The organism is Nonomuraea sp. NPDC004702, assembly GCF_053601695.1.
This window is the reverse complement of the sequence record NZ_JBSGCE010000085.1, coordinates 17,183-30,188: the sequence shown is the minus strand read 5'-3', so window position 1 is coordinate 30,188 and position 13,006 is coordinate 17,183. Positions and strand designations below refer to the sequence as shown.

At 74.3% G+C, this 13,006-nt stretch carries 3 protein-coding genes; all 3 read right to left on the bottom strand.

The genetic code is table 11. From position 1 onward, the window contains the following. Positions 1-5,306: amino acid adenylation domain-containing protein (locus ACWEJ6_RS48270; RefSeq protein WP_452432116.1), on the bottom strand; the 5,306-nt coding region annotated here is incomplete at its 3' end. Beyond that, positions 5,303-9,982 (bottom strand): amino acid adenylation domain-containing protein, encoded by a 4,680-nt coding sequence (locus tag ACWEJ6_RS48265; RefSeq protein ID WP_452432115.1) that lies wholly within the window; start codon positions 9,980-9,982, stop codon positions 5,303-5,305. The genes ACWEJ6_RS48270 and ACWEJ6_RS48265, both read right to left, overlap by 4 nt. Positions 9,983-12,432: 2,450 nt before the next feature. Continuing rightward, positions 12,433-12,924, bottom strand: coding sequence for a tetratricopeptide repeat protein (locus ACWEJ6_RS48260; RefSeq protein WP_452432113.1), 492 nt, complete (start codon positions 12,922-12,924; stop codon positions 12,433-12,435). Between the last annotated feature and the right edge of the window lie 82 nt (positions 12,925-13,006).

Here is a 13,006-nt window from a genome sequence, read left to right as displayed (position 1 = left end):
AGGTCCCACGGGCACGCCTCGCCCGCCAGGATCAGCAGCCGGCGCGGCAGCACGGCGGCCAGGTCACCGCCCGAGGCCAGCAGCTCCAGGTGGCTCGGCACGCACTTGACGACGTCCACCCGGTGCTCGGCCAGGTATGCGGCGAACGCGGCCGGGTCCATCGCGGTCTCGCGCGGCACCAGGTGCACCGTCCCGCCGGTGGTCAGCGCGCCGAACACGCAGGTCAGGCCGAAGTCGGCGGCGGGCGTGGAGACCACGGCGAACGACCCGCCGGGGGCGTCGATGCGGGGGAGCATCCCGGTGAGGTAGCTGAGCACGTTGCGGTGCTCGGCGGCGACCGCCTTGGGAGTGCCTGTGGAGCCCGACGTGAAGATCACGTGGTGCAGGTGCTCTGGTCGCACCGCGCTTTCCGGCCTGGTCTCCGGGAGGTCGGGCAGTCGGTCCAGTTCCAGGACCCGTACGTCCGGGCCGAGGCGGTCGGTGAACTCCGACACCGTGACCACGGCTCGCACCCCGGCCGCGTGGAGCATGGTCGCGATGCGTGCCGCCGGATAGGTCGGATCCATCGGCAGATATCCCCCGCCGGACTTCTGGATGCCGAACAACGCGCACGCCAAGGAGGCGCCGGGCTCCAGCAGCACGCCGACGGCCTCGTCCGCGCGTACTCCGGCTTGGAGCAGCCAGTGCGCGATGCGGTTGGCGGAGGACTCCAGTTCGGAGTAGGTGAGGCTGCGGTCGGCGCCGACCACGGCGGGCGCGTCGGGGGTGGTGTCCACCCACTGTTCGATCAGGTGGTGCACGGCCTGGCCGGGTGCGTCCGTAGGCATGGGACCGGCCAGGACGGGCCCGGTCACCGGCTCCAGCGGCACCGCCCCGACCGGCGCGTCCAGGTCGGACAACATCCCGTCCAGCAGGGTGAGGTACCAGTCCACCAGCCTGCGGACGGTCGCCTCGTCGAACAGGTCCGTGCGGTAGCCGAAGCCCCCGCGCAGCGGCGATCCTGGACCGCTGTCGAGCACGTACAGGTCCAGGTCGAACTTCGCCGTCCGCTCGGGGAGCTCGATGGAGGTCGCCTCCAGGCCGGGCAGCTCGGGACGTCCCTGGTCGGGGATGTAGTTGAGCATCACCTGGAACAGCGGGGTGGCGGCCAGGTTGCGTTCGGGCCGCAGCCGGTCCACCACCCGGTCGAACGGCGCTCCCGCGTGGGCGAGCGCCCCCAGCGCGGCCTCCCTGACCCGGTCCAGCAGCTCCCGGCCGGTCGGGTCGCCGCCCAGGTCGGTGCGGACCACGACGGTGTTGATGAAGCAGCCCACCACGCCCTCGGTGTCGGGATGGTCCCGCCCGCTGACCGGCACGCCGACCGCGATGTCCGCGCTCGCCGACAGCCGGGCCAGCAGCGCCTGCAACCCGGCCAGCAGCACCATGAACGGCGTCATGCCCGGCGCCGACCGCACCTTGGCCGCCAGCTCCGCCGGCAGCTCCACCTCCAGCGACGCCCCCGCCGGGTCGGCCACCGCGGGCCGAGGACGATCCGTCGGCAGGTCGAGCACCGGCGGCAGCCCCCGCAGCCGTTCCGCCCACCAGTCCAGATCGGCCAGGGCCGGGACGGGCGCCACCTCCGCGTACTGGGCGGGCGGCGGGCCCGGCGGCGGGCGCAGTCCCAGCCGGGCGGCGTACAGCGCCGACAGCTCCGACTGCAGGAGGCCGCGCGTCCAGGCGTCCGTGGCGATGTGGTGGAAGGTGAGGGAGAGCACGTGCTCCGCGTCGTCCACCACGAACAGGACCGCCCGCATCGGCGGCTCCCGGTCCAGCGCGAACGGCGTGGCCAGCTGCTCGGCCACCGCCCGGTCGACCTGGGAACGGTCGATGGTCACGGTGGTCACCGGCACCTCCGCGGCCGGCCGTACCTCCAGGACCGGTTCGGCGCCGGTGGCGACGATCACGCTGCGCAGCACCTCGTGCCGCTCGGCCAGGTCCCTGACCGCGCCCAGCAGCGCGTCCGCCTGCAGCGGCCCGCGTAACCGCAGGGTCATCGGGACGTTGTAGGCCGTCCCGTCCGGCTCCAGCTGGGCCAGGAACCAGAGCCTGGCCTGGGCGCCGGACAGCGGCGCCGGGCCCTCCACGCGCTCGCGTCGCGCCACCGCCGCCGAGGCGGGGCGGGGGAGCGCGGCGGCCAGGTCGGCGAGCACGGAGTGCTCGAAGAGCAGCCGCACCGGTACGGCGACGCCGAGCTGCTCGCGCAGGCGGCCCGCCACCCGGGTGGCGGCGAAGGAGTGGCCGCCCAGCGTGAAGAAGTCGTCGTTCGCCCCCACCTGGTCCACGTCGAGCACTTCGGCCCACGCCTGGGCCACCAGTCGCTCGGCGGCCGTGCTCGGCGGCACGAAGGCCGCCGCCTCCTGCTGCGGTTCGGGGAGGGCGGCTCGGTCGATCTTGCCGTTGGGGTTGAGGGGCAGGTGGTCGAGGGTGACGATGTGGGCCGGGACCATGTAGTCGGGCAGCCGTTCGCGCAGCGCCGACCGGACCGCCGGGACGTTCGCCGACGCGGGGGTGACCCAGGCGGCCAGCTGCCTGGCCTTGCCCTCACCGATCGGGAGGACGACGGCTTCGGAGACCTGGGGGAGGGCTCGCAGGGCGGTGACCACTTCGCCGAGTTCGACCCGGTAGCCGCGGACCTTGACCTGGTCGTCGACCCGGCCGCGGAACTCGATCCGTCCGTCGGCGGTGAGGCGGAGCAGGTCGCCGCTGCGGTAGCAACGCTCGTCGCCGGTCAGCGGGTCCGCGACGAAGCGTTCGGCGGTCAGTTCGGGCAGCCCGATGTAGCCGCGGGTGACGCCGGGACCCCCGACGACCAGCTCACCCGGGACACCCGGCGGGACCGGCCGCAGCCGCGAGTCCACCAGATGGCCGTAGACGCCCGGCAGGGGACGGCCCAGCGGGACGATCCCGGTCCGGCGTTCCGCGGGGATCTGGTCGGTCTCGCAGACCAGGCAGATCATGGTGGATTCGGTGTGGCCGTAGTGGCTCTGGATGCGCAGGCCGGGTCTGGCGTTCCGGGCTCGTTCGACGAGGTCCCAGGGGCAGGCTTCGCCGGCGAGGATGAGCAGTCTGCCTGGTAGGACGGCCGCCAGGTCGCCGCCGGAGGCCAGGAGTTCGAGGTGGCTGGGGACGCATTTGACGACGTCCACCTGGTGGTGGGTCAGGTAGTCGGCGAACGCGGCCGGGTCCATCGCGGTCTCGCGTGGCAGCAGGTGGACGGTTCCGCCGGTGGTGAGTGCCCCGAACACGCAGGTCAGGCCGAAGTCGGCGGCGGGTGTGGAGACCACGGCGAACGAGCCGCCGGGGGCGTCGATGCGGGGGAGCATCCCGTTGAGGTAGCTGAGCACGTTGCGGTGCTCGGCGGCGACGGCCTTGGGGGTTCCGGTGGAGCCGGAGGTGAAGATGACGTGGTGCAGGTGCTCGGGCCGGACGTCCACGCGGGGTCGCTCGGCGGGCAGGTCGGGCAGTCGGTCCAGTTCCAGGACCCGCACGTCCGGGCCGAGGCGGTCGGTGAACTCCGACATCGTGACCACGGCCCGGACTCCGGCGGCGTCGAGCATGGTCGCGATCCGTGCCGCCGGATAGGTCGGATCCATCGGCAGATATCCGCCGCCCGATTTCTGGATGCCGAACAACGCGCACGCCAGGGAAGCCCCGGACTCCAGCAGCACGCCGACCGGTTCGTCCGCGCGCACCCCGGCCTCGATCAGCCAGTGCGCGATGCGGTTGGCGGAGGACTCCAGCTCGGCATAGGACAGGCTGCGATCCGCGCCGACCACGGCGGGCGCGTCCGGGGTGGAGTCCACCCACTGTTCGATCAGGTGGTGCACGGCCTGGCCGGGGGCGTCCACGGGCGCGGGACCGGCCAGGACGGGCCCGGTCACCGGCTCCAGCGGCACCGCCCCGACCGGCGCGTCCAGGTCGGACAACATCCCGCCGAGCAGGGTGAGGTACCAGTCCACCAGCCTGCGGACGGTCGCCTCGTCGAACAGGTCCGTGCGGAATTCGAGCACGCCGTCGAACCCGTCCCCGCGATCCTCCAGCGTCAGGTTGAGATCGAACTTGGCCGTCGGCGACGTCAGCCGCTCGGCCACGACCTCGACCCCGGGCAGGCTCATCGGGGTGACGCTGTCGTACACGTTCAGCATCACCTGGAACAGCGGGGTGACCGACAGGTTCCGCTCCGGCTGCAACCGCTCCACGATCCGCTCGAACGGCGTGCGGCTGTGGGCGAAGGCGTCCAGAGCGGTCGTGCGGGCCCGGGCCAGCAGCTCGCGCCCGGTGGGGTCGCCGCCGACGTCGGTACGCAGCACCAGGGTGTTGAGGAAGCAGCCCACCACGCCCTCGGTGTCGGGATGGTGCCGCCCGGCGTGCGGGACGCCCACCGCGATGTCGTCGCTGCCGGCCAACCGGCCCAGCAGCGCCTGCAACCCGGCCAGGAAGACCATGAACGGCGTCGTCCCGGCGGTGGCCCGCACCTTGGCCGCCAGCTCCCCGTGCACCTCGAAGCCGACCGTGCGCCCACTCCAGGCCGGCACGGCGGGACGGGGCCGGTCGGTGGGCAGGTCGAGCACCGGGGCCAGCCCGGTCAGCCGCCGCGTCCACCAGTCCAGGTCGGTCTCGCCGGCCGTCTCGTGCGCGTTCTGGCCGGCCTCCCAGGCGGCGACGTCGGCGTACTGCAGGGCCGGGGGCTCCGGACGGGGGCCGGCGCCGAGCCGGGCCGCGTACAGCGCCGACAGGTCGCGCAGCAGCACCTGCTCCGACCAGGCGTCGGTGACGATGTGGTGCAGGACCAGCACGAGCACGTGGTCGTCGGCGCCGAGCCGGAACACCGTGGCCCGCATGGGCGGCTCGGCGTCCAGCCGGAAGGGCCGCCAGGCCTCGGCCCGCAGCTCCCGCTCCAGCGACCCGGGGGTCACCTCCACCACGCTGACGGGCACGGCGGCGGCCGGCCGCACCCGCCGGCCCTCGACGACGCCGCGCAGCACCCAGTGCCGCTCACCGACGTCGGCCAGCGCGCCGGTGAGGGCGTCGAGGTCCACCGGCCCGCGCAGCCGCAGCGCCTGCGGCACGTTGTAGGCGGGGGAGTCCGGCTCCAGCTGGGCCAGGAACCACAGCCGCTCCTGGAGCGGGGACAGCGGCATGTCCGCGGCCGACAGTGCCGGGATGCCCGCCGGAGCGGCTTCCTCAAGGGTCTCGGCCGCGGCCCGCGCCGCCGCGAGACGGGACCGGAGCAGGTCGGCGACCCGGTCGCGCTGCACCTCGGTCATGCCTCCACCCCGTCCGTCAGGTCGGCGAGCAGCAGCTCTTCCAGGCCGGCGGCGAAGTCGGCGAGCACCGGACGGTCGAAGAGCAGCCGCACCGGCACGGCGAGCCGCAGGACCTCGCGGAGCCGTCCGGCCACGCGGGTGGCGGCGAAGGAGCTGCCGCCCAGGGCGAAGAAGTCGTCGTCGGCCCAGACGGCCGGACGACCGAGCACCGCCGCCCAGATCGAGGCGACCATGATCTCGGCGTCGGAGGCGGGCGCGACCCGTTCGGCCTGCGGGTCGTCGCCGGGCTCGGGCAGGGCGTCCCGGTCCACCTTGCCGCTGGACAGGGTGGGCAGCGCGGCCAGCGCCACCCACCGCCGCGGCACCATGTGGTCGGGCAGCCGGGCGCGCAGATGTCGCTCCACCGCCGCCGGATCGGCCGTCTCGGGCGTGACGTAGCCGACCAGGTGGGCCTGGGCGCCCGTGCCGGACACGGTCACCGCGCCCCGGGCCACCTCGTGCAGCACGGCCTCGACCTCGCCCAGCTCGATGCGGTAGCCGCGGACCTTCACCTGGTGGTCGCGGCGGCCGTGGAACTCCAGCGTCCCGTCGGGCCGCCAGCGCGCGAGGTCCCCCGTCCGGTAACACCTGCCGCCGGGGACGAAGGGATCCTCCACGAATCCGGACAAGCCCGGACGGTTCCGGTATCCCCGGGCCACGCCCGCGCCGCCCAGCAGCAGTTCGCCCACCGCGCCCGGCGGCAGCAGCCGCAGCCGCGAGTCGACGACGTAGGCCCGCTCACCGGGCATCGGCGAGCCGATCGGCACCGGGCCGGGCTCGCCGGCGGACACGCGGTGCATGGTCGAGGTGACGGTGGCCTCGGTGGGGCCGTAGGCGTTCCACAACTCGCCGGCCCGCGCCAGGATCTCCGCGGCCAGGCCCGGGTCCAGCGCCTCGCCGCCGGTGACCGCGCGCAGCTCCGCGTCGCCCGTCCAGCCGGCCTCGATCAGCATCCGGTACGCCGTCGGCACCAGGTCGAGCACCGTGGCCTTGGCGGCCGCCTCGGCCAGCGCGTGACCGTCCCTGGCGGTGGCCCTGTCCACCACCACGCTGGTCCCGCCGCAGGTCAGGACCGTCCACAGCTCGGAGGCCGCGGCGTCGAACGTCAGCGGCGCCACGGCCGGCTGCACGTCGTCCGGGCCCAGGCGCAGCGCGGCCGCCGTGCCCGCCACCAGGGCGGCCAGGTTCGCGTGGGTGACCTCGACGCCCTTGGGCGTGCCGGTCGAGCCGGAGGTGTACATCACGTACGCCAGGTCGCCGGGCCGGACCTCGGGCAGCTCGGCGCGGCCGTCGAGCTCCAGCCGGTCGAGGTCCAGGACGTCGAGCCCCGGCACGCCGCCCCTGGCGAGCACGACGCCGGCCCCGGCGTCCTCGGCCAGCAGGCGCAGCCGCTCGGCCGGGTGCTCGGGATCCATCGGCAGATACGCCGCGCCCGCCCGCCACACCGCCAGCAGGACGGCGGGCATCAGCTGGTCGCGCGGCAGGCAGACGCCGACGACGTCCCCGGGCGCCACGCCGCGCTCCAGCAGCGTCGCCGCCGCCCGGTCGGCCCAGTCGTTCAGGTCGGCGAAGCTCAGCGACGTGCCGTCGGGGCCGACCACGGCCGTCCCCGTGGTGTGGGCCGCGATCGACCGCGGCACGGTCGGCAGCGGTCGCGGCAGGTCCGGCCCGGCGGCCAGCGCCAGCAGCGCGGCCCGCTCGTCCGGGGTGACGAGCTCCAGCTCGCGGCCGGGGTCCGTCATGGCGTGCCGGAGCAGCGCGATCAGGCGGTCCACGTACGCCTCGGCGCGGTCCCGGCCGAGCAGGGCGGTGGCGTACTCCAGGTGCAGCTCGCCGCCGGACGCCGTGCGGTTGACCAGCACGCTGAGCTCGTGGCCGGCGGCTCCCGAACCGAGCTCGGTGAGCAGTTCCAGACCGTCCACGCGCACGGGGACCTCGCTGTGCTGCATGGCCAGCAGCACGGCGGCGCGGGGCAGCTCGGCGGGCGGGAGCTCCTGGTGGATCAGCGCCCGCGTGGTGGCGTCCGCGGCCTGGCGCACCAGGTCGCGGAAGGTCGCGGCGTCACCGGTCCGCAGCCGTACCGGCACGGTGTCGACCAGCGGGCCGACGACCCCGGCGAGCTCGGCGCCGGCGCGGCGCGCCGCGACCGCGCCGATCAGCGTGTCCGGTTCGGCGCCGGCCAGGGCGAGCCCGGCCAGGTAGACCGCGAACGGGGTCGCGCCGCACCGCCTGGCCAGGGCGGACACGCCGGCCACGAACTCCTCCGGCAGCGGCCTGGTCACCCGCGCCGCCGTCAGGTCGGCGGGCGCCGGAGGCGTCACCGGCGCGCCCGACAGCTCCCGCTGCCAGAACTCGCGCAGCCGCGGCAGCTCCGGATGCCCCTCCTGCTCGCGCACGGCCACGTCGCCGACCTGGACGGCGGGCCCGGCCACCGGCCGTCCGGCCAGCCCGGCGGCCAGCTCGTCCATCAGGATGCCGACCGAGCCGCCGTCGAAGGCGAGGTGATCGGTCACGACCACGAGCTCGGCCGCCGCCTCGCCGGTCCAGCACAGCTCGGCCCGGACCAGCGGCACCTCGTCCGCCACGTCGAACACGTACGCGCCCGCGCGCCTGGCCACCCGCTCCGGGTCGGCCTCGGGCCCGTGCTCGGCGAACGGCACCGGAACCGGCGGATGCGTCACGGCGTACGGCACGCCGTCCTCGCCCACGGCGACGGTGCTGCGCAGCACCTCGTGCCGGGCCACGACGGCGTCCAGCGCCGCCCGCAGCGGCGCCGCGTCCCGCAGGCCGCTCACCCGCAGCCGGACCGACACGGTGGTGACCGGCTTGCCCGGATGGAGCTGCCGCAGGGTCCAGAACTCGCGCTGCATGCCGGTCAGCGGGTAAGTGCTCCGGCCGCCGTCCCGCCGCACCGGCTCCTGGACGGTCTCGCGCAGCCGGGACGCCAGCCCGGCCGCCGTGGGCTCGGTCAGGAACGCCGCCGGCGGCACGGTGTGCCCCAGCCGGCGCGACAGCTCGTTCACCACCTTGACCGCGGCCAGGGAGTGCCCGCCGAGGTCGGCGAAGCGGTCCAGCACGCCGATCCCGTCCAGGCCGAGCACCTCGGCGATGACGTCGGCCACCAGGCGCTCGTCGTCGGTCCTCGGCGCGACCGGCGCGGCGGCGACCAGCCGCGTGGAGCCGAGCCTGGGCAGGGCGGCGCGGTCCACCTTCCCGCTGGGGGCCAGCGGCAGGGTCTCGCTGATCCCGATCCGGGCCGGGACCAGGTGGCCGGGCAGCCGGTCGCCCAGCCACTCGCGCAGCTCGGGCTCGCTCACGTCGGTCGCGGCGACATGGCCGACCAGGTGGGCGGCCCCGTCCTCGCCGGTCTGCGCGAGCACCACGGCCCGCCGCACCGCGGGGTGGCCGCCCAGCACGGCCTCCACCTCGCCGAGCTCGACCCGGATGCCGCGGATCTTGACCTGGTCGTCGGCCCGGCCCGCGTAGCGCAGCTCGCCGTCCACCCGGCGGACCAGGTCGCCGCTGCGGTAGACGCGGCCGCCGTCCGGGCCGGAGCCGAACGCGGGGGAGTCCACCCCCAGGTATCCGCGGGCCACCACGGGGCCGCCGATCCACAACTCGCCCAGCTCGCCGTCCCGGACGGGCAGGCCCTGCGCGTCGCGCACCGACAGCACGGCGCCGGCCAGCGGCTCGCCGAGCGGCGGCTCACCGTCGAAGTCGCGTCCCGCCTCGAAGAAGGTGCAGGCGGTGCTGCACTCCGTCGGGCCGTACATGTTGAGGACGCGCCGGACGTTCGGGTTGGCGTAGATCTGGCGGATCAGCGCGGCGGTCAGCGGCTCGCCGCCCGACACCACCGTCCGCACCCCGGCTGGCAGCGGGTCGCGCAGCAGCACCGACAGCGCGGACGGGACGCCGAACACGGTCGTCACCTCGTCGCGGGCGGGCAGGGACGGCAGCGCCAGCAGGTTCTCCGCCATGATCACCGTGCCGCCGGCGACGAGCGGGACGAACAGCAGCATGACCGAGGCGTCGAAGCAGATCGACGCGCTGGCCAGCATGCCGCCCAGCTCCTCGGCGGTGTACGCCGACGCGCCCCAGGTCAGGAAGTTCATGGTGTTGCGGTGCTCCACGACCACGCCCTTGGGCGTCCCGGTGGAGCCGGAGGTGTAGATCACGTACGCGGCGTCGGCGGCGTCTCCCGCGACGCCGGGCGCGTCCTCGCGCGGCGCGACGTCGTCGACGTGGACGACCTCCGCCCCGGTGAGGGCGGCCGTCGGGGCCAGCGCCGTCGTGGAGAGCACGGCGGTGACCTCGGCGTTCGCGGCCATGAACCGTAAGCGCTCGGCGGGGTAGGCGGGGTCGAGCGGCACGTAGGCCGCGCCCGCCTTCCACACGCCGAGTAGCGCCGGGAGCAGCCATTCGCCCTGTTCCAGGCAGACGCCGACGTGGTGGCCGCGTCCGATGCCGCGGTCGAGCAGCGTGTGGGCGATGCCGTTGGCCCTGCGGTCCAGCTCGGCGTAGGTGAGGCGGGTGGTGCCGGCTATGACGGCGATGCTGTCAGGACTTTTCCTGGTTTGGATGGATATGGCCTCGTGAACGCGTGCGCCGGCCCCCGGGCCTTTCACGTCGTCGGTCATGGTGTCTCCCCGTAAAACCCACCGCGATTGGCGGCAAATACGTACAAATTGCGCGATGAAGCATAATCCGCATGATCGCTTTGTCGAGTGCTTTCCGGGGCGGAGTTGGCCGTCAGCCTGAATGACGTCGCGTAAGGGTTTCCGGTCAAACTCCGGGGGATTCTGTGACCGTGTGTAGTGGCTGATCTCCGGGTGGCGAATTCGTGATCCCGGCCGGCGGAAGAACGTCCGTTCTGTGGGGGGCGTTCCCTGTTTTGGGCCTGCCGATGGGCTCCGTCGTGTGCCGGTGCGGATGCGTTGGCGTGGTGGAGGTGTGGCGCCGATGAGGGCCTCAGGCGCCGAGCCTCCTCAGGAAAGGGCGTGCGTGCTGGGGGCGTCCGAGGGTTCATGGCGGCTCGGGTCCGACCGGGCCGGTGATCGGCGTGAACGAGGTCGGAAATTGGGCGGAGGAAGCCTGCGGCGGAGCGTCGCGGCCGGGTGGTGGTGCGAGGGGGCGCTGGCAGAGAGCGGGCGGGCGGCATGGCCGGGTGGCGCGGCAAGATGAGGCAGCGGGGTGCCCGGCTGGTGGCGCGGTGGCGGTGCGGTCACGCGGTACGGCGGGGACGTCGGGCGGCGAGGGACGACTCGGTGGACACCGCCGGGCTCGCCCGCCGCAGGACGCGATGCGGCAGAGTCCAGGCGGCGGGGCGTGCGGCCGGTCGAGCGGTTGGGCGGTGCGGCCCGACGGCGCGATCGAGCGGTACGGCGGGCCTGGGACGTTGGGCGGCGCGGCACAGGTGAGGAGGGCGTGGTCGGGTGGCAGGCAAGGGGGTGGGTGGGCAGCGCGACAGGGGGGCGCGGCGGGGCGCGGTTGGGCGGCGCGGTGCGGCCCGACGGCGATCGAGCGGTATGGCGGGGACGTTGGACGGGGTGGCGACCGTATGACGGGGTGGGGCGGCGGTGTGGTCCGGTAGCGCGATCGGCCGGTACGGCGGGGCTGGCCTGGGACGTTGGGTGGCGCGGCACAGGTGGGGGCGTGGTCGGGTGGCAGGCAAGGGGTGGGCAGTGCGATAGGAGGGCGCGGCAGGGAGAGGCGGCGAGGCGTGTGGTTGGGCGGCGCGGTGCGGCCCGACGGCGATCGAGCGGTATGGCGGGGCGGGGACGTTGGACGGCGTGGCGACCATATGGCGGGGCGGGGATGTCGGGGTGGGACGGTGCGGCCGGACAGTGGGATGGAGTGAGGTGGGGGTGGGTGGCGTGGCCGGGCCGAGCGTTGCCGTGTTCGACAGCGACGTCGATGAGCCGTTGCTGGGGTGCGCCGGGCTTTGGCGTGCTGAGTCCTCTGGAGGAGGCGGCCATGCCTCCGAGCTGGCCTTTAGTGGGTTGCAGCGCGGTGGGTACCTGACCAGGTTTCTTGGGGGCTGGCGCGTGGTCGCCGCCGGGTTGGCCGACTTCGTGGGTCCCGCCTGGGGGGCAGGCTGACGGCCGGTCTGGTGGGCAGCGCGGCGGGTGGTCTGGGAGGGCGGCCCAGCGCGCGGTCCGGTGGTCGGTCTGGAGCTGTTCGGCGGGCGGGCGGCCACGCCGTCTCGCTCGTCGCTGTCCGGGCTGGCAGGGCAGCTTTGTTCATCGTCGTCCGAGCTGGCAGTGCGGTCCTGCTCATCTCCGATCGGCGGGGGCCGGGGGCCTGGCCATTGTCGTCTGAGTCGGCTGGGGTGGCCGGGGTGTTGTCGTCCGAGTCCGCTGGGACCGTCCTGGTGTTGTCGTCCGAGTCGGCCCAGGCCGTCCTGGTGTTGTCGTCTGGGGCGGCCGGGGCGGGCCTGTTCGTCGCCGTCCGAGCGTGTCGGATAGGGGGCGGTCGCTCTGCCGGGAACTGGTGGAGGTGTGTCTGGTTGGCGTGCCTTTGCTGCTCCTACTCTCGCCGCGCCTGACGTGGCCGCGCACACCTTCGGCCCGCCGGGCGGTCTGGAGGCATGGCAGGTCCCCGGCTCCGAGCTCAGAGCTCCCGGCCCCAGCTTCCTGGCCCCAGTTCCCCGCTCCTTGGTCCCCGCTCTCCGGCCCCGGCTCCCGGCCCGTTCGCTCCTGGCTGTCCGCTCTGGAGGCGTCCGCTCCCGGTCTGCCCGCTCCTGGGCTGCCCGGACTCCTGGGCTGCCCGGACTCCCGCGCCCCCCGGACTCCCGCGCCGCTCAGGCTCCCGCGCCCCCCGGACTCCCGCGCCGCTCAGGCTCCCGTGCCGCCCGGACTCCCGTGCCGCTCAGGCTCCCCGTACTCCCTGGGCTCCCAGGCCCTCGCCGCCGGACCGCCGGGCCATTGGGCCGCCGGGTCGCTGGGCCGCCGCGGGTGGGGTGGTGGTCTCAAGTAATTGGGCGCCGTTGTCGTTCGGGAATTGGAGCGCGTTGTTGAGGAATTCACCGAAGGGGCTCTGGGTGTTCGGGGGAATTGCTCTGGTGCGAAATGGTGCCGGGAAAATCGGTTCAGGGTTTCGTGGGTGGGGTGACAGAAGAATTGTTGGAATTCAGTAGGCCGGCCAGACGGTCCAGGCCGCCTCTGATGAGTCGGCCGTATCCGTCGTCGGCCAGGGCGTCGATCCCGGCTCGGGCCTGGTCGAGGTGGTCGCGGGCGCGGTCGAGATCGCCCAGCTTGCGGTAGCACTCGCCCAGGTTCAGGTGCAGCGACGGGTACAGCGCCACCACCGGGAGCGCCACCCCGGCCTGTGCCACCTGTTCGTCGGTGACCTGGTCGGCGGCGGCGAGCGCGCGCAGGTCCCACATCAGCTCCTGGCGCACGTCGTCCTGGACGTCGGCCATCGAGTGCGCGAGAACGCAGACGTGCAGCGGATCGCCCTGCTCGCCGCCGATGTCGTCCCAGATCTGGGCGAACAATTCGCGAGCGGCGTCGGGCCGGCCTTGGTGGTGGTGTAAGTCCACCCCTTGGCCGATCCTGGCCATCGTCGGATCGGCGGTCATCGGTGCTCCTTCACTGTCGCGCGAAACAGCGGTCAGCGTACTTGTCGGGACCGATCCGGAGGGCCGCGGAGCCGTGACCGCC